This window comes from Streptomyces sp. NRRL B-24484 (assembly GCF_000717715.1).
GTDB lineage: Bacteria > Actinomycetota > Actinomycetes > Streptomycetales > Streptomycetaceae > Kitasatospora.
The window spans coordinates 94,654-112,156 of sequence record NZ_JOAI01000046.1; the positions used below are offsets into that span (position 1 = coordinate 94,654).

Annotated in this window: 17 protein-coding genes; 9 read left to right on the forward strand and 8 right to left on the reverse strand. The window is 76.5% G+C overall.

Features of this window, described 5'->3' with window-relative positions; all coding sequences use genetic code 11:
• Positions 1 to 23: 23 nt before the first annotated feature.
• Positions 24 to 821: a DsbA family protein gene (locus IE98_RS0132725; protein WP_030275321.1), complete on the forward strand. Its 798-nt coding sequence runs from the start codon at positions 24 to 26 to the stop codon at positions 819 to 821.
• 1 nt (position 822) lies between these two features.
• The gene (locus IE98_RS0132730; RefSeq protein ID WP_052391283.1) at positions 823 to 1,416 is read left to right on the forward strand and encodes a vitamin K epoxide reductase family protein; all 594 of its coding nucleotides are present in this window, start codon (positions 823 to 825) and stop codon (positions 1,414 to 1,416) included.
• 91 nt (positions 1,417 to 1,507) lie between these two features.
• On the opposite strand, the gene IE98_RS45795 is transcribed toward IE98_RS0132730, so the two are convergent.
• From IE98_RS45795 to IE98_RS0132755, 5 genes are read right to left on the reverse strand one after another with little or no spacing between them, the layout of a single operon-like run.
• Positions 1,508 to 2,515 (reverse strand): hemopexin repeat-containing protein, encoded by a 1,008-nt coding sequence (locus IE98_RS45795; RefSeq protein WP_063749050.1) that lies wholly within the window; start codon positions 2,513 to 2,515, stop codon positions 1,508 to 1,510.
• 16 nt (positions 2,516 to 2,531) lie between these two features.
• Positions 2,532 to 3,086, reverse strand: a complete 555-nt coding sequence (locus IE98_RS0132740; protein WP_052391284.1) for a S26 family signal peptidase — start codon at positions 3,084 to 3,086, stop codon at positions 2,532 to 2,534.
• The gene (locus IE98_RS0132745; protein ID WP_030275328.1) at positions 3,083 to 4,885 is read right to left on the reverse strand and encodes an ABC transporter ATP-binding protein; all 1,803 of its coding nucleotides are present in this window, start codon (positions 4,883 to 4,885) and stop codon (positions 3,083 to 3,085) included. Before IE98_RS0132745 ends, IE98_RS0132740 begins: the two co-directional genes overlap by 4 nt.
• Complete coding sequence (locus IE98_RS0132750; RefSeq protein ID WP_052391285.1) at positions 4,882 to 5,421, reverse strand: TlpA family protein disulfide reductase; 540 nt, start codon at positions 5,419 to 5,421, stop codon at positions 4,882 to 4,884. Before IE98_RS0132750 ends, IE98_RS0132745 begins: the two co-directional genes overlap by 4 nt.
• A gap of 10 nt (positions 5,422 to 5,431) precedes the next feature.
• Entirely contained in the window at positions 5,432 to 5,962 is a 531-nt protein-coding gene (locus IE98_RS0132755; protein WP_030275331.1) for a MauE/DoxX family redox-associated membrane protein, read from the reverse strand.
• Positions 5,963 to 6,136: 174 nt separating this feature from the next.
• Here IE98_RS0132755 and IE98_RS0132760 point away from each other — a divergent pair, with 174 nt between their 5' ends.
• The 5 genes from IE98_RS0132760 (at position 6,137) to IE98_RS0132780 (ending at position 14,248) form a co-directional block, all read left to right on the forward strand.
• Positions 6,137 to 6,334: a hypothetical protein gene (locus IE98_RS0132760; RefSeq protein ID WP_030275333.1), complete on the forward strand. Its 198-nt coding sequence runs from the start codon at positions 6,137 to 6,139 to the stop codon at positions 6,332 to 6,334.
• 120 nt (positions 6,335 to 6,454) lie between these two features.
• A complete protein-coding gene (locus tag IE98_RS0132765) occupies positions 6,455 to 9,772 on the forward strand; it encodes an FtsX-like permease family protein (protein WP_030275334.1) in 3,318 nt (1,105 codons plus the stop codon).
• Positions 9,769 to 12,624, forward strand: coding sequence for a hypothetical protein (locus tag IE98_RS0132770; RefSeq protein ID WP_030275339.1), 2,856 nt, complete (start codon positions 9,769 to 9,771; stop codon positions 12,622 to 12,624). The genes IE98_RS0132765 and IE98_RS0132770 overlap by 4 nt, the downstream gene beginning before the upstream one ends.
• A 5-nt stretch (positions 12,625 to 12,629) precedes the next feature.
• Positions 12,630 to 13,556: an ABC transporter ATP-binding protein gene (locus tag IE98_RS0132775; protein ID WP_052391286.1), complete on the forward strand. Its 927-nt coding sequence runs from the start codon at positions 12,630 to 12,632 to the stop codon at positions 13,554 to 13,556.
• Positions 13,553 to 14,248, forward strand: coding sequence for an ABC transporter ATP-binding protein (locus IE98_RS0132780; protein WP_030275343.1), 696 nt, complete (start codon positions 13,553 to 13,555; stop codon positions 14,246 to 14,248). The genes IE98_RS0132775 and IE98_RS0132780 overlap by 4 nt, the downstream gene beginning before the upstream one ends.
• 74 nt (positions 14,249 to 14,322) lie before the next feature.
• Here IE98_RS0132780 and IE98_RS0132785 read toward each other — a convergent pair whose 3' ends face one another.
• Entirely contained in the window at positions 14,323 to 15,084 is a 762-nt protein-coding gene (locus IE98_RS0132785; protein WP_030275345.1) for an AfsR/SARP family transcriptional regulator, read from the reverse strand.
• Between the two features lie 222 nt (positions 15,085 to 15,306).
• On the opposite strand from IE98_RS0132785, the gene IE98_RS51335 reads away from it, so the two are divergent.
• Entirely contained in the window at positions 15,307 to 15,849 is a 543-nt protein-coding gene (locus IE98_RS51335) for a DUF3761 domain-containing protein (protein ID WP_234443761.1), read from the forward strand.
• A 102-nt stretch (positions 15,850 to 15,951) separates the two neighbouring features.
• On the opposite strand, the gene IE98_RS0132800 is transcribed toward IE98_RS51335, so the two are convergent.
• Both IE98_RS0132800 and IE98_RS0132805 read right to left on the reverse strand, forming a co-directional pair.
• Positions 15,952 to 16,455, reverse strand: coding sequence for a GNAT family N-acetyltransferase (locus IE98_RS0132800; protein WP_324605824.1), 504 nt, complete (start codon positions 16,453 to 16,455; stop codon positions 15,952 to 15,954).
• A gap of 24 nt (positions 16,456 to 16,479) precedes the next feature.
• Positions 16,480 to 16,884: an ankyrin repeat domain-containing protein gene (locus IE98_RS0132805; protein ID WP_030275349.1), complete on the reverse strand. Its 405-nt coding sequence runs from the start codon at positions 16,882 to 16,884 to the stop codon at positions 16,480 to 16,482.
• 319 nt (positions 16,885 to 17,203) lie between these two features.
• On the opposite strand from IE98_RS0132805, the gene IE98_RS0132810 reads away from it, so the two are divergent.
• The gene (locus IE98_RS0132810; protein ID WP_030275351.1) at positions 17,204 to 17,398 is read left to right on the forward strand and encodes a hypothetical protein; all 195 of its coding nucleotides are present in this window, start codon (positions 17,204 to 17,206) and stop codon (positions 17,396 to 17,398) included.
• Positions 17,399 to 17,503: the final 105 nt, after the last annotated feature.

The window sequence follows — 17,503 nt, forward strand, 5'->3', positions numbered from 1 at the left end:
ACGCGAGGATTCGACGGATCATCATGAGCACCCAGCCCCAGCAGTCCCGTACCTCGGCCCGTGAGCGCCTGCAGGAGGCCCACCGCCGGGAGAAGAAGGCGGCCGCGCTGCGGCGCCGTACCGTCGTCGCGGTGAGCGTCGTGGCGGCACTGGCCGTGGTGGGCGGCACGGTGGCGGCGATCGCCACGGCCACCTCCTCGGACGCGGACCCGGCGGCCTCGGCGCCGCTGACGGTGCCGGCCAACACCACCGGTCAGGACGGCACGGTGGTGGTGTACGGCAAGGCCGACGCCCCGCACACCCTGCAGGTGTACGAGGACTTCCGCTGCCCGGTCTGCAAGCAGTTCGAGGCCTCCGCGGGCAAGTCGGTCCAGCAGCTCGCGGACAGCGGCCAGTACAAGATCGAGTACCACCTGGCGGCGTTCCTGGACAAGAACCTCGGCGGCAAGGGTTCGCGGACGGCACTGGCCGCCGCCGGGGCCGCGCTGAACGAGGGCGTGGACAAGTTCAAGCAGTTCCACGACGTGCTGTACGCCAACCAGCCCGACGAGCGCGAGGACGGCTTCGGGGACGTCAACCGGATCCTGGAGCTGGCCGACAAGGTGCCGGGGCTGAAGACGGCGGCGTTCACCAAGGCGGTCACCGAGGGCGCCTACCGGCCGTGGGCGGCCAAGGTGGACGCGGCGTTCTCGGCCAGCGGCGCCCAGGGCACCCCGACGGTGGTGCTCGACGGCAAGGTGCTGAACGTCTTCGGCGACGACGGCAAGCCGGTGACGGGCGAGCAGTGGGCGGCGCTGGTCCGCAAGACGACCGGGGGCTGAGATGGTGTCCGGTGCGACGATCGGTGCCGGGCGGGGCCTGGCCCGGCTGCTGGTGGTCGGCGGTCTGCTGGGCCTGGCGGCCTCGGCGGTGCTGACCTTCGACAAGCTGCGGATGCTGGAGAACCCGGCCTACCGGCCCGGCTGCAGCATCAACCCGGTGATCAGCTGCGGTTCGGTGATGCGCACCGACCAGGCGTCGGTCTTCGGCTTCCCGAACCCGCTGCTCGGCCTGGCCGCGTTCGCCGTCCTGATCGCGGCCGGCGCGGGCCTGCTGGCCGGTGCCCGCTACCGCCGCTGGTACTGGCTGGGCCTGCAGGCCGGCGCCCTCGCCGGACTGGGCTTCACCGTCTGGCTGATCACCCAGGCGCTGTACGAGATCGGCGCGCTCTGCCCGTACTGCATGGTCGTGTGGGCCGTGGTCGGGCCGCTGGCCTGGTACCTCACCCTGCACAACCTGCGGACGGGCGTCCTGCCGGCCCCGCGCTGGTGGCCGTCGGTGGCCCGCCACCACTGGGTGGTGCCGGCCCTCTGGTACCTCGGCATCGCCCTGCTGGTGCTGAACAGGTTCTGGTACTACTGGCGCACACTGATCTGAGCACCGGTCCCGACGGCTCCCACCTGCGGTTTCCCGGGTGGGAGCCATCGGTACGTCTCCCCTGGCCGCCTACGGGCCGTCCGGGGTGCGGTCAGCGCACGCGGACGTACTGGTCGCCCTTGAAGAAGTACAGGTCACCGGTGCCGCCGGGGACGCGGCAGGCGTCGTCGACGCCCTTGGCGAAGACGCCGTCGATGCCCCAGAGCGACGCCAGGCTCTTGGGGCCCGAGGTGATCTTCTCGTCGCGGGTGCGGTAGAGCACGTACTGGTCGTCCTTGAACAGGTACAGGCTGGTCGGCTCGCCGGGCACACTGCAGGCCGCGCTGATGCCGTTGGCGAAGGCGGTGCCCTTGAGGCCGGCCCAGCCGTCCGTGAGGCTCTTGGGGCCGGAGGCGATCTTCTCGTCGCCGGTGCGGTAGCGCAGGTACTGGTCGCCCTTGAACAGGTAGACGTCGGTGGTGTTGTCCGGGACGAGGGAGGCGGCGTCGATCCCGTTGGCGAAGGCGGTCCCCTTGAGGCCGGCCCAGCCGTCCGCGAGGCTCTTGGGGCCCGAGGCGATCTTCTCCTCGGCGACCTTGTAGCGCAGGTACTGGTCGCCCTTGAACAGGTACAGGTCGGTGGCGTTGTCCGGCACGCCGCACACGGCGTCGATGCCGGAGGCGAACGCGGTGCCCTTCAGGGCCGGCCAGCCGTTCGACAGTGTCTTCGCCTGGAGGGTCGCGGGCGCGGAGGACGTCGCGCCGGCCGCCGTCGCCCCGTTGACCTCACGCGTGAGCACCGAACTCCAGGGGCACCAGATGCAGCCGGGCAGGAAGGCGCCGCAGGCCTCGTCGAGGTGGTCCTCGACGTACGTGGGGCCGGCGTCGCACACCTCGATGGCCATCTCGAAGAAGCTGATGGTGGTCGGGTCCAGGTGGTAGCTCCAGCCCGGGTTGTAGGAGGCGGGCCGCTTGATGAGCCGGCCGAGCACATGGATCCTGTCCTTCTGCTCGCCGCGGAGGATCTTGCGCGCCTCCTCGATCTTCGCGTCGTCGGTCAGCCGGAAGACGAACTCGTCCGAAGCGGGCTGGCACGTGAACGCGAAGTAGGCCTCGGCCATCGGATGCCCCTCTCAGTCATTTGTGCACGCACGGTCGGGCGTGACGCAACACCCAACGACGCCTGACCGGCGCGGTTACGCCGGTACCGGCATCCGGCGGCGCGAGCGGGCGGGCGGCCGGGCCGGGGCGGTGGCGGCGCAGGACGAGGCCGAGGAGGCGGTCGGCGGGGACGGGCCCGAGGGTGCGGGAGTCGATGCTCGCGGCGCGGTTGTCGCCGAGCACGACCACCGTGCCGGGCGGCACCACCGCACCGGCGGCGCAGGCGGCGACGGCGGCCGGCATCGGGTCACCCGGCAGGGCGGCGACCCGTTTGACCATCCAGCGGCGCGGCCGGCCGGTGCCGGGGGCGGGCCAGCCGCCGGACGGGTCGGGGCGTTCCACGATCACCAGGGCGCCCGCCCGCAGGGCGCGCAGCCCGGCCCGCCGGCCGATCAGCACGTCGCCGGCCCGCAGGGTGGGCTGCATGCTCACCCCTTCGACGGTGATCAGCAGGCGGCGCCGGACGGCGACCAGGCAGGCGGCGGCCGCGACCAGCAGGGCGGCCGCGGCGGCGAGGAGCGTCGAGGTCACCGTGCGCTCCCGGCGGTGTAGCCCTCGGCCTGCCGGCGGAAGAGCCCGGCGTAGGTGCCGTCGGCGGCGATCAGCTCCTCGTGGGTGCCGTGTTCGGCGACGGTGCCCTCGCGCAGGACGGCGATCAGGTCGGCCTCCCGGGCGGTGCCGAGGCGGTGCGAGATCATCAGGCCGGTGCGCCCGTGCCGGTGTCGGCGCAGCAGCCGCTGGACCTCGTACTCGGCGGCGGGGTCGAGGCCGGCCGTCGGCTCGTCGAGGATCAGCAGGTCGGGGCCGCGCCGCATCATGGCGCGGGCCAGCGCGACCCGTTGCCACTGTCCGCCGGAGAGTTCGACGCCCTCCTCGGGGTGGTCAGGGTCCTGGAGGAAGGCGCGGCCGAGCATGGTGTCGCCGCCCTGCGGGAGGCTCGCCAGCAGTCCGTCGGCGCCGGCTTCGGCGGCGGCCTGCCGGACGCGGCCCGGGTCGGCGGTGCGGACGTCGCCGAGGGCGATGTTCTCGGCGGCGGTCAGGTCGTAGCGCATGAAGTCCTGGAAGACCGCGCTGATCCGCTCCCGGAGCTCCTCGGGTGCGAAGTGGCGGATGTCGGTGCCGTCCCAGAGCACGGCGCCGCGGGTCGGGTCGTAGAAGCGGAGCAGCAGCTTGACGAGGGTGCTCTTGCCGGCGCCGTTGTCGCCGACCAGGGCGAGCGAGCGGCCGGCGGGCAGGGTGAGGCTGACGCCGCGCAGCACCCAGTCGTGCCGGTCGGAGTAGCGGAACCAGACGTCGCGCAGTTCGAGGCCGTGCCGCAGCGGCGGGGCCGGCCGGACCGGGGCGAGGGCGGGCAGGTCCACGGGTTCGGCGAGGACGTCGAGGTACTGCCCGAAGAGGGCGAGCTTCTGCTGGGCGAGGGCGGCGAGCGCCGCGGCGGTGCCGATGCCGCCCTGGACGGCTGCGACCGCCGCGACGAACACCGAGACGTCGCCGACGGTGAGTTCGCCGCGGGCCGCCGCGCGGACGGCCCAGACCAGCCCGGCCGCGGAGACGGCGGCGGACACCAGGGCGGGCGCGCCCTGCAGCAGGGCGGCCCGCTGTTCGGTGCGGCGGTTGGCGGCGTCGACCACGGCGCGGTCGGCCCGCATCCGGGCCCGGAAGTACGGGCCGAGCCCGAACAGCCGCAGTTCCTTGGCGGCCTGCACGTCGCCGAGCAGCTGCCCGTAGAACATCTCCCGCCGCTCGTACGGGGTGATCCGCAGTGCGGTGCCGACCCAGGCCCGGGAGAGCCGGAACTCGGTGGCCAGCACGGGCACGGAGGCGAGCAGGACGAGCAGCGCGAGGACCGGTCCGATCGCGGCGAGGGTGGCGACGAACCCGGCGGTGGTGAGGGCCGTCCGGAGCAGGCCGACCGCGCCGAGGACGATCTGCGGCGGGGCCTCCTGCCCGCACTGCTGGGCGAGCCGGAGCCGGTCGAGCCGGGCCGGGTCCTCGAACCGGGCCAGCCCGACCGTGGAATTGACGGCCGCGTAGAGCCGGTCCTGGGCCTCGACGGCGATCCGGCGGGCGAGTTCGCCGCGGACGAGCTGCTCGACGTGCGGCAGGACGGCTGCGGCGACGCCGGTGGCGACCAGGCCGGCGACGGGCAGCGGCAGGCCGGAGGGGTGCGGCGCGGTGAGCCCGTCCAGCACGGTCCGCATCAGCCAGGCCGCGGCGACGGGCACCACGGCGACGGCTGCGGCGGTCAGCAGGCAGCCGAGCAGGGCCGCCGGGGCGGTGCGGACGGCGAGGCCGAGGACGGCGCGGAGTGCGGCGAGGCGGCGCCTCATGCCGGCACCGGGCCGGCCATCTCCCGCAGGTCGCGGTGGAGCACGTGCAGGGTGCCGTCGCCGTCCAGCCGGGCGACGACCGGGAATCCGCCGACGCCGAGCGCGTCCACGACGTCCTGGGCGCCGCCGTCGGTGACGACGGTGGCGACCTCGGCGAGGGCGTCGACGTACTGCTGCTGGCCGGCGCCGGGGGTGACCACGGCGAGGACGCTGCCCGCGGCCGGGCCGTCCTCGCGGAGGCGGCCGGTGAATTCGGGGAGCAGTTCGGCGCAGGGCGGGCAGCCGGGTGCGAAGAAGGCGACCAGGGCGGGCGTGGTGAGGGTGTCCCGGGTGACCGTGGAACCGTCGACGGCGGTCACCGAGAAGGGGCCGGCGGTCGCGCCGATGCTGGCGGCGTCCGCGAGGCCGTGCGGGCCGGCGGGCCGTGCGGCCGTGGCGGGCTGCGCGTTGAGCCGGCGGACGATCCCGAAGGTGAGCACGAGGTTGAGCAGGCCGAGTGCGCCCAGCAGCACGACGGCCGAGACCAGTACGGGCATTTCGGGGCTCCTATCGGGAGGGGGCGAAGAGGGCGGCGAGATCGTCGAGGGTGGCGGTGACCAGCGCGGCCAGGGCGCCGGCGCCGCCCGCCAGCAGCAGGGCGGCGGCCTGCGCGCCGCCGTCCGGGGCCGGCCGGTGGGCGGCGGCGAGCGCGGTCAGCGCGGCGGCGGTGAGCAGCAGGTTGCGGACCAGGTGGCGCCGGCCGAGCGGCACGGCGGTGGCCCCGAAGCAGGGGCAGCCGACCACCGCGCCGCGGCGCAGGGTGACCGCGACCGAGGCGGTGAGGCCGGCGAGCAGTCCGACCGCGAGCAGCAGGCCGGCCGTGGCCGTCGCCGGCAGCGCCAGCAGCGGGGGCAGCGCGGTCTCGGCCGCGGCCACCAGCAGGGCGGTGCGCCGGACCCGTCCCGCGGGCACCAGCCGCATGCCGCGCAGCGCGTCCTCGAAGGCGGTGAACGCGGCGCGCCCGCGCACCTTGGAGACCGCGGACGCCGCGAAGACCAGGGCGAGCAGGACGCGGCAGGCGACCGCTGCGTAGTACATCGGGAGTCCTCTCCACGGGCGGCGGATCCGCAGCACGGGAACGCGGATCCGCAGCATAGGAACGGGGGATACACGGCTCGTACTGCGCGGGCGCAACGTCCGCTGTATGCCGGGCGGTTAGCGTCCACGGCGTCCGGCTGCAACCCGGTGGCCGGACGGAGTGAGGAGTACGTGATGAGCAAGCTCCAGCAGTTCGCGGACGCCGTGGCCGCCCGTTTCGCGCCGAAGATCACCGCGGACGCCACCTGGTGGTACCAGACCCGCTGCGTCAGCTCGTCCGGCTGCGGCGTCCGCAACCTGCGCCTCCAGCAGAACAAGTGCTGGGACAGCAGCTTCTGCACCGGCTGGGAGAACACCGGCAGCTGCTGCTGACGGCGGCTGCGCCCTGCGGCGCGGACGGCGGCGGCCGGCGGGCCGCCGCCGTCCGCGCCGACCCACGTGCTGTTCCAGGTAGTTGCCCGTCGTCGTTTCCGTAGCCCGAGGAGGACGTCCGTGCCGGACGGATCGGAGCCGCGGGCCCACCGCACGGTGGCCCGCAGGGTCGGCCACCATGCGCTGCCGCTGGTCTCGGCGGCGCTCGCGGTGCTGGTCGCGGCCGCCGCGGTGACGGTGCTCACCGCACTGTCCGGCCGGGCGGTGACCGACGGGATGCGCCGCCAACTGGCGGGCGACCGGCGGCTGTCGGTGTCGGTGCAGACCGAGCTCGGCGCGGCCGGGGCGCAGGCCGCGGCCGACCGCTCGGTGCGGGCGGCCTTCCACCGGGTGCTGGCGGACGTGCCGTACCGGGTCGAGACGGCCGCGCGGTCGGCGGCGCCGCTGACCGCGGCCCGGCCGGCCGGGCAGCCGGCCCTGCCCGCCGAGTCGGTGCTGCTGCCGGTGGGCCTAGCCGAGCCGGGCCGCCATGCGCAGCTGACCGCCGGGAGTTGGCCGGTCGGCGGGGCCGGCGCCGAGGTCGCGGCGGCGGTGCCCGACGAGTGGGCGCAGCGGACGGGTGTCCGCCCGGGCGACGTCCTGGTGCTCACCAGCCCGGCCAACCGCACCGTGGCGCTGCGGGTCACCGGCCGCTACCGGGCCGCGCCGCTCAGCGGTGCGTTCTGGCAGGGCCTGGCCGAGCCGGACCGCGAGGTGGAGCGGGCGGCCGCACTGGTCTCCCCCGCGGCGTTCCGTGCCGAGGCCGCGCTGGCCGACGGCGGTCTGGCCGAGTGGGTGGCGCTGCCCGAGGTGTCGCGGCTGCCGGTGTCCGAACTCGCCGGACTGCGGGCCCGTTCCGCCGCGTTCGGCACCGGCGACCCCGTCCGGTCGGTGTACCGGGAGGCCCCGCCGCCGGTCGGCGGGACGGCGATCCGCACCGCGCTGCCGGAGCTGCTGGCGGGCACCGCGCTGCCGATGCTCGCGGCCCGTTCCTCGCTGTACGTCCCGGCCACCCTGCTGACCGTGCTCGCCACCCTGACCCTCGCCCTGACGGCACGTCAACTCGCGGAGAGCAGTGCGGCGGAGACCGTGCTGCGGCTCGCCCGCGGGGCGGGCGGCGGCCGACTGCTGCTCGCCGCGGCCGGTGAGTGGGCGGCCTTCTCGCTGCCCGCCGCCCTCGCGGGAATGCTCGTCGTGGCGCCGCTGGCGATGGCCGGGGCCGGCGCCTCCACCGGCTCGGTGGTCGCGGTCGCCGCCATGCTGCTGGTGCACGGCGGGGCGGTGGTGCTGCCGGTCGCCCGGCTGGCGCTGTCCGGTGCGCGGGATGCGGCGGTGCGCGGCCGCTCGGCCCGCCGGACGGCCGTGCAGCAGGCCGGGGCCGACCTGGCCCTGCTGCTGGCGGCCGTCCTCGGCTGGCTCCAACTGCGGCACTACGGCGGCCCGGTGGCCGATCCGGCGCGGGTCGGCTTCGACACCTGGGCCGATCCGGTGCTGGTCCTCGCGCCGGCCGCCGTGCTGACCGCCGGTGCGCTGGTGCTGCTGCGGCTGCTGCCGCCGCTGATGCGGCTCGCGGAGCGGGCGGCCGCCCTCAGTACGGGTCTGGTGCTGCCACTGAGCAGCTGGCGGATCAGCCGCCGGCCGGGCGGCCCGGCCGCCTCGGTGCTGCTCTCGGTGCTGGCGCTGTCCGTCTGTGCCTTCTCCGCCACCGCGCTCGCCTCGCTCGGCCCGAACTACCGTGACCGGGCCGCCGCGGCCGTGGGTGCGGACCTCGGACTGAGCGGCGGCGGGCTCGCCTCCGACCGGCGGGCGGCCGCGCTGGCGGCGCTGCCCGGTGTCCGGGCCGTCAGCCCGGTGGTCGAGGCCCGCACCGACCTCGGCAACCTGCCGGTGCAGGCGGTGGCCGTCAACTCCCGTACCGCGCAGCAGACCCTCTCGTCCGCGGGCGCCGCGCTGCCTGCGCTCCGCGCGGACCTGGCCGACCGGCCGCTCGACGCCCTGCTCCCGCTGCTGCGGAGGGGCACCCCCGCGTACGGTCTGCCCGTTCCGGAGGGGACGACCGCGCTGGAGCTGTCGGTGGGCCTCGCCGCGGACGCCCCGCTGCCCGCCGGTGCCGTCCGGCTCGTCCTGCTGGTGGAGGACGCCGACGGGCTCTCCCGGACGCTCGCGGCGACCGTGCCCACCGACGGCGTCCGGCGCCCCCTGCGCTTCGACCTGTCCGCCCCCGTCACCGCGGCCCGGCCCGCCCGGGTCGCCCGGGTCGCCGTGCAGCCCGCCGCGGACCTGCCCGGACGCCGCAGCCTCACCCTGGACCTGGAGCGGATCACCGCGGTCGGCCCGTCCGCCCGGCACGACCTCGCGCCGCCGGCCGGCCTCGGCTGGACGGCCACCGCGCCCGGCGCGGGCAGGCCGGAGGACATCGGCTGCCCCGGCCACCCCGCGGCCGGCTCGGCGGGGCGGATCCCCGAGACCAGCGACGACCTGGCCGGGCCGTGCACCCTCACCGAGCCGGCCGGCGGCCTGCTGCTGGCCGTGCTGCGCACCCAGCAGCCGAACGGGATGAGCGACGGCCGGACGCCCGAGGTGGCGTACACCGTGGCCGCCGAGCCGGACGCGCCGCCGCTGCCCGTCCTCGCGGACGACGCCCTGCTCGCCGCCGGGGTGCGGGTCGGCTCCCGGCTGCTCCTCGTGCCCGGCGGCGACCCGGTGGTGCGGGCCGTGGTGGTCGGGCGGATCGCCGTCGTCCCGGGCCTGCCCCGGGATCGGCCGGCCGTGCTCGCCGACTCCCGGGCATTCGCCGCGCAGCGGATCCTCGGCGGGTCCCCGCCGGTGCCGGAGGCCCGCTGGTGGCTCGCGGCGGGGCCGGACGGCGGCCGCGCCGCGCAGACCGCGCTGCGCGGGCACCCGGAGCTGGGCACCGTACGGAGCCTGCGGGACGAGGCCGCGACGCTGGCCGCCGACCCGTACCAGGCGGGGCTGCGCCGCACGCTGTGGCTCTGCCTGCTGCTCGCGCCGCTGTTCGCCCTCGCCGGAACGACCGTGCAGGCCGCGGCGGATGCACGCTCGCGCAGCCGGGAGTTCGCGGTGCTGCGGGCGATCGGTGTGGCGCCGGGGCGGCTCGCGGCCGTGCTGCGCACCGAGATGCTCACCCTGACCGGTGCCGCCGTGCTGCTCGGTGCGGTGCTGGGCCTGCTGTCGGCGGCCCTGCTGCTGCCGCTGGTCGTGGTGGACGGCAGCGCCTCGGCGGTGTTCCCCGCGCTGCGGATCGGTCCGGGGTGGACGGCCACCGCGGCCGCCGCGCTGGCCACCGGCGCCCTGGTGGGAGCCGGATCGTCGGTGCTGGCAAGGAGGTTCGCCCGGGTCGACCTGGCGCGGACCCTGAGGGCAGGGGAGGACGGATGACCGCCGGCCGGTGGCCGCGGGCCGCTTCGCGCCGACTGCCGCTGTACGCGCTGCAGTTCGTTCTGGTGGCGGTGCTGGCGGCGCTCGCCGCTGCCTGGGAGCCGTCGTACGACCGGCCGGCCACCCGGGCGCTGGCCCGGGAGGTCGAACAGGCCGCGTCCGACGGCCCGTTGGTCACCGTGCGCTCGGGCCTGCGGGCCCCGGCGGCGGACGACGGCTCGTCGCTGGCCCCGAAGTTCGGCACCCTGGAGGGCGACCTCGCCCGGCTGGCCGAGGGGCTGCGCCACGGCGCCGGCCCCGGGCTGGCGGCGGTGCTCGGGGCGCCGACCGCCCGGATCGAGACCGGCGTGGTGCCGGTCCTCGGGGACGGCGTCCGCCGCCCGGACGGCACCGTGCCGACCGCACAGCTGCTCTACGCCCAGGACGCCGGCCGCGAGCTGCGCTGGACGGCTGGCCGGGCACCGGGCGTCCCGCAGGGCGATCCGGCGACGGCCCCGGTCGAGGTCGCCGTCTCGGCGGCGAACGCGGACGTCCTCGGTCTGGCGATCGGCCGCCCGGTGTCGCTACGCGGGCCCGGGCTGGAGACCGCGGCGGTGGTGGTGGGCGTCTTCGCGCCGGTCACCGGGACGGCCGACCTCTGGCAGCAGTTCCCCGCGCTGGCACGGCCGTTGGTGAGCGACACCGCGCAGGGGCGGCGCACCGCCGTCGAGTTCCTGACGGGTGCTGCCGGCGTCGAGGCGGTCGAGGCACGCGGCAGCGCCGGCCCGGCCGGCCTGTCACTGACGCTCGGCTACCCCGTCCGGGTGGACCCGGCCGGCGGTGCCGGAGCGGCCGGCCGGGCCGGCGGACTGGGCCGCGAGGCGGTCGCGTTCGTCCAGGACGCGGCCGTCGGCGTGTGCGGCGACCGCGCCCTGGCCACCCTGCCGTGCAAGCTCGACCTGCGCCGGGTGTCGCCGCCGCAGGTGACGGAGCGGCTGTCCGCCGTCGTGTCCGTCTTCGAACGGCGCAGCGCGCGGACGCAGGCGCTGCGCTCCTTCGCACTGGCCGGGCTGATGACCGTCGCGGTGATCGGCGCACTCGCGGCGGCCCGACTCGCCGTCCGGCGCGAGGCGGCCGATCTGGAGCTGCGCCGCGCCCGGGGCGCCGGGCTGGCCGGGCTGGTCGGGCAGCGGCTGCTGGCCGGCGTCCCGACGGTGCTCGCCGGGGCCGCGGCGGGCTGGTCCGCCGGGGTCGCCGCGGGCGGCCGGGCGGTGCCGGCCGGGGCACCGGGCCGGGCGGTGGCGGCCGCGGCCCTGGCGGCGGTGCTGCTGGTGTGGTGCGCGCCGCCCGGCACGGTCTGGGCCCGGTACCGCGAGCCGCGGCGCGGCACCGCCGTCCGGCTGCCGCGCAGCCCGCTGGCCCGCCGGCTGGTCCGCGACGCGACGGTGCTGCTGGCGGCCGCCGCGGGGGTGCTGTCGCTGCGGCTGCGCGGCGGCTCCGTCGCGGCCTGGGATCCGCAGCTGTTCCTGCTGCCGGGCCTGCTCGGCGCGGCCGCGGTGACGGTGCTGTGGTGGCTGTACCCGCTGCCGGTGCGGCTGCTCGCCCGGTGGGCGCGGCGGCGCACCGGGGCGGTGCCGCTGGTGGCGCTCGCCCGGGCCGGGCGGGAGGCACCGGCCGCGGGGGCGGCGCTGCTGGTGCTGGTGCTGGCGCTGTCCGGGGCCGTGCTGGGCGGCCTGGTCTCCGGCTCGGTGCGGGACGGCCGGGAGCGGGCCGCGGCCTGGCTCAGCGGTGCGGACGCCGCGGTGATCGGGCCGGCCGGCCTGGACGCCGCGACGGCGGACCTGGCGGCGCTGCCGGGGGTCTCCCGCACGGTCGCGGTGACCGCGGCGTCGCGGGACCTGCTGGCCGTGGACGGCGAACTGCTGCGGGCGGCGGCGGTCGTCCGGGTCGACCCGGCGGCGCTGCTCGCCGCGGTGCCGGGCTCCCCGCTCGGCCGGGCCGTGCGCTCCGCGGGCCTCGGGGGTGCCGGGGAGAGTACCGCCGGGGCGGTGCCGACCGTGGACGTGCTGGCGGACGCGGCCGTCCCGGAGGGCGAGTTCGAGGCCGTCGACGGCGGCCGCACCGTCCTCCGGCTGCGGGTCGTCGGCGCCCTGCCGGCCGCCGCCCGGCAGGACCCGGCCCTCGGCCCGGTGCTGGACGCGCTCCCCGCGGGCGGACCGCTCCTGGTGGCGGCGGCCGGGCCCCGTCCGGACGGCCCGACGGCGCGCACCGCGGTGCTGCTGCGAACGGCCGGGGCGGCGCTGCCGGACGCCGAACTGCTGCGCCGCACCGCCGCCGACGGCATCCGGGCCTCCGCGGCACCGGGGGCGGCCGGCGGGGTGCTCCGGCTGCAGGTCCGTGTCCGGGCGGCCGAGTCGGCGCGGCTGGGCGGCGACGGCCTGGTCCGCGCGCTGGACGCCGCATGGCTGGTCTGCGGCCTCGGCGCCCTGCTGGTGGCGCTCCTGGTGGTGGCCGTGGACCTGCTGGCCGGCGCCCGGGAGCGGGGCGCGACGGCGGCCGTGCTGCGCACCCTCGGTCTGGGCAGCCGGGCGGCGGCCGCGATCCATCTGCTGGAACTGCTGCCGATGGTGGTCGCTGCGGCCGTCGGCGGGACGGCGCTGGGTCTGCTGCTGCCCGCGGCGCTCGGCCCCGCGTTGGACCTGGCGGACCTGACGGGCGCGCCGCCCGGCACCGGGCCGTCGGTGGACTGGGTGCTCACCGCCGCGCTCGGCGGCGGGCTCGTGCTGATGGTGCTGGCGGTCGCCGGCCTGGAGACCGTGGTCGGCCGACGGCGCCGGCCGGCGGCGCTGTTGAGACTGGGGGAGGCCCGGTGAGTGCGATGTCGGAGGCACCTTCGCTGGAGCGGCTGCGTACGGCTGCCGCCCGGCGGCCCGAACGGCCGGAGGGGATGGTGGTGTGCGAGAACCTGGTGCGGATCTTCCGCAGTGAGGGCGTCGAGGTGCAGGCGCTGCAGGGGCTCGACCTCACCGTGGCGGACGGCGAGTTGCTGGCGCTGGTCGGTGCGTCCGGCTCGGGCAAGTCGACCCTGCTGTCGATCCTCGCCGGCCTGGACGTGCCCACCGCGGGCAGCGCCTCGGTCGCCGGCCGGGACCTGCTGGCGATGCGCCGGCGCGAACGCCTGGAGTACCGGCGGCGCACCGTCGGGTTCGTCCAGCAGCAGACCGCGAGGAACCTGCTGCCCTATCTGACGGCGATCGAGAACGTGATGCTGCCGATGCGGTACGCAGGCCTCCCGCGCGCGCAACGGCAGCCCCGGGCCGAGGAGTTGCTCGGACTGCTGGGGCTCGGCGGCAAGCTCGGCCGGCGGCCGGGCGAGCTCTCCGGCGGCGAGCAGCAGCGGGTGGCGATCGCCGTCGCCAACGCCAACGCGCCCGCCCTGCTGCTGGCGGACGAGCCGACCGGCGAGCTCGACAGCGCCACCGGCGAGGAGGTGTTCGACGCCCTGCGGTCCGCCAATGCGGAGCTGGGGGTCACCGTGGTGATCGTCACCCATGACGCGGCGGTGGCCGAGCAGGTGTCCCGGACGGTACGGATCCGCAACGGCCGCACCTCCACCGAGGTGCTTCGCCACGAGCAGGGCCGCCCGGGGGTGGAGTACGCCGTGCTCGACCGGGCCGGGCGGCTGCAGCTGCCCGCGGAGTTCACGGCGGCGCTCCGGCTCTCCCGCCGGGTGCGCCTGGAGCTGGAGCAGGACCACATCGGCGTGTGGCCGGTCGTGGACGGGCCGCAGGAGGAGTCTCGATGACGGATGTGATGGTCTCGGCCGAGGACGTCCGGCGGAGCTTCGGCAGCGGCCCGCAGGCCGTGCACGCGCTGCGCGGGGCGACCTTCGAGGTCCGCCGCGGCGAACTCACGGCGCTCAGGGGCCGTTCCGGGTCGGGCAAGACCACGCTGCTGAACCTGCTCGGCGGCCTGGACGCGCCCACCTCGGGCCGGATCGTGCTGGACGGCACCGACCTGGCCGGCCTGGACGAGGACGGCCGGCTGGCGCTGCGCCGCGACCGGATCGGCTTCGTCTTCCAGTCCTTCGGGCTGATCCCGGTGCTGACGGCGGCCGAGAACGTCGGCGTGCCGATGCGGCTGCGGCGGATGCCGGCGAGGGAGCGCGACGAGCGGGTGCGCATGCTGCTGGCCCTGGTCGGGCTGGCCGACCACGCGGACCAGCGGCCCGCCGAGCTCTCCGGCGGCCAGCAGCAACGTGTCGCCGTCGCACGGGCGTTGGCGAACGAGCCGGCGCTGGTGATCGCGGACGAGCCGACCGGCCGGCTGGATTCGGAGACCGGCCGCGCCGTCATGGAGCTGCTGCGCGCGGTGGTCCGCAGCGAGGGCGTCACCGTGCTGGTCGCCACTCACGACCCGGCGCTGATGGAACTCGCCGACCGGGTGGTGGAACTCGCCGACGGCCGGGTGGTGGAGGACGCCCGCCGCCGCGACTGACCTGCCGCGACCGACCTGCCGCGGCGGCCCACCGCGGCCGCCTCACCATGTCGCCCGGCACGCACCCCGCGGCCTCAACCCACCGGCACGGGCGCGCTGTTGACCAGGCTCCGGTAGAGCGCGTCGAGCCGGGCGCCGGGGCCGGTCCCGAGTTCGCGACGGTGCACGGCCTCGGCGGCCCGGTAGGCCGCGGTGACCCCGTCGATCTCGCCGAGCCGGTGGTGGGCCCGCATCCGCAACTCCCAGGCCCGGCCGCGCAGCGGTGCCGCGGCGAGCAGACCGGCCAGGTCGCGGAGGGCGGACCGCGGTTCGGCGAGCTGCAGTTGGGCGTCGGCGAAGTCCTCGACGGCCCGCATCCGCTCCTCGTCCAGGTGGCCGAGCCAGGCCGCGAGCGGGCCGTTGCGCGGCACGCCGACGGCGGCCTCGTCGCCCTGCCAGAGGGCGAGCGCGGCGGCGAGCCGGCCCGCGGCCCGGGCCGGGTCACCGGCCTCCAGTGCCGCCCGGCCGGCGGCGGCCCGGTCGAGGAACCGCAGGTGGTCGCAGCGGTCGGCGTCCACCTGGAGTTCGTAGCCGCCGACCGTGCCGAGCAGGGCGGTCCGCGCGTCGAAGGAGCGCCTCAACCGGCTCGCGTGGGTGCGGATGTTGGCGACGGCCGAGCGGGGCGGCTCCTCATCCCAGAGCGCCTCGGCCAGCCGGTCCAGGGAGACGGTGGTGCCGGCCCGCAGCAGCAGGGTCACCAGCAGGGCGCGCGCCTTGACCCCCTTGACGTCGAGGGCCTCGGACGAGCCGTGGTCGGGACGCAGGCAAACTCTGCCGAGAATCTGGAATGTCGTCACCGGCGTGCAGCGCTCGCTTCCTGGGGTGGGTCCGCCCCCCGCTGGCGGGCCCGGCGGCATAGAGCCTGCCTGCGAACGGATGCCATTTCAACCCTGTTGCAGCAAGTTTCGGCAAGATGTTGCAGATCTGTTCTGGACATCCCTACACCGCCGCCTCCGCTCGCGTCGGAAAATCGGAAAATCCCCATGGGACGGCCACGGACTGCCCTAGTTTGGCCGCCCGTGAGACTCTCCTTCGACGGCCGAAGACTGCTGCCCGCAGCCGGCCTGCTCGCCCTCGCCCTGTTCAGTGCCGCGTGCGACCCGGCGGACACCACCCCGGGCACCGCCGCTCCCCCGCCCGCCTCGCTCTCCGCGACGCCGAGCGCGCCCGACGCCCCCGCGCCCGCCGCACCGGTCGAGTCCCCGAGCGGATCGTCCGGCGCCTCCCCCGGCGGCTCGCCGACGCCCGCCGCCCCGGCCGCCACGGGGGCACCCGCCCGTACGACCGCTCCGACGGTCCAGACCGCGAAGGCCGCCGCACCCGCCCCGGTCCGCACCACCGCGGCGGCGGCCCGGACGACCGCCGCGCCCAAGCCCGCACCGACCACCGCGGCCGCGCACCACTGCGCCCACCACACCACCGGCCTCTGCGGCTGGGACGTCGGCGCGAGCCCGGCCTCCGGCGGCGAGACGGCCGAGTGCAACGACAGCACCGCGTCCTTCTCGGCGACCTTCTCGGGCACCTGCTCGCACCACGGCGGCGTCCGCTACTGGTTCAAGTAGGCCACCGGTTCCCGGCGGGCCCGCCGCCCGCCGACGGCACCCCCTCGACCGGCGCCGCCGCCTCCGCCGGGGCGGCAGCGCCCTTCCCACGAACGGGCGGGGTCAGCCGTCGAGCGGCTTCCCCATGCAGACGCTCTGCTCGGAGCCCTTGTAGAAGCCGAACTTGGTGATCGGCAGGTAGCCCTCGGAGGCGTAGAGCGCGATCGCCTCGGGCTGCTCCGTGCCGGTCTCCAGGACGAGCCTGGTGCGCCCGGCCCCGCGTGCGGTGGCCTCGAGGTGGCGCAGCACGGCGCGGGCGAGCCCACGCCCGCGGGCCCGCTCCACCACGTACATCCGCTTGAGTTCGGCGTCGCCCTCGCGCAGTCCGTCGGCGTCGGCCTCCTTGGCGCGCCAGCCGCCGCAGGCCACCGGGTCGCCGTCGAGGTAGCCGACCACGAACAGGCCGCCCGGCGGGTCGAAGTGGTCCTCGTGCATCGACGTCCGGTCGACGTCCCCGTACCGGCGGACGTACTCCTGCTGCACCTCGGCGGCGAGCTTCGCCGCGTCCGGGTGCCCGTAGCCGGTGGTCCGCAGCTCCATGACCGGGGTCTTCGAGGTGTTCGACATGGTCACCAAGCCTAAAGGGGCCGGTCAGCGGCTCTCGAACCGGGCGACCAGCCCGTCCTTGCCGAACATCCGGGCGGTGTCCAGGGCGGACGGGGTGCCGGCGGTCGGGTCGGCGCCGCCGTCGAGCAGCGCGGTGACCACCTCGTCGTGGCCCTTGAAGACGGCGCCGGCGAGCGGGGTCTGGCCGCGGTCGTTGGCCCGGTCGGCGTCGGCGCCGTGCTTCAGCAGGGCGGCCACCGCGGCGGCGTGCCCGTGGTACGCGGCGAGCATCAGCAGGCTGTCGCCGCGCTCGTTGGAGAGGTCCGCGGGGGCGCCGGCCGCCAGGTAGGCGGCGAGCAGTTCGGCGTCGCCGGACCGGGCGGCGTCGAACAGCCGGCCGGCCAGTTCGACGACCTCGGGGTCGGGCGTCTGCGGGGTCTCGTCGGTCATCGGCGGGCCTTCCTGGGGGTGCTGCGGGGCGCACCTCGGGTGCGCGGATTCCGGTACGCACCGTAGCGGAAGGGGCTCCGGGCCGCCGCAGCCGCCGGGTCACGCATCCGTTCGAGCGAATTTCCCCGTTCCGCCGAAGGCGATCACGCGCCAGGGGGACGCCTTGGAGCGCACGGCCGGGGCTCGGTGCGCATACCGCCGATGCATCGGACGCGAGCAGATCCACCCGTTTGCCACGTTCCATCGGCTATTACTTTTTGTCACGATAAGAACACTTTCAGTAACACTTGTCCCCGCCCCCTCACGAGGAGCTGACCACGTGATCCTCTCCATTTCCGGCATCGTCCTCTTCGGCACCATCGCCTTCCTCTTCTTCCGCCGGGACGGACTCAAGGTCTCGCACGCCCTGGTGTGCGCACTGTTCGGCTTCTACGTCGCGGGCTCCTCGATCGCCCCCAGCATCACCGCGGGCGGCGCGAGTCTGGCCAGCCTCATCGGCGGCATCAAGTTCTGATCCCCCCGCTCGACCGCGGCCCGGGAGCGGACCCCACCGCCCCGGGCCCTCACCCGTCCCACCCCCGCCCCACCCCGCCCCACCCCGCCCCACCCCGCCCCACCC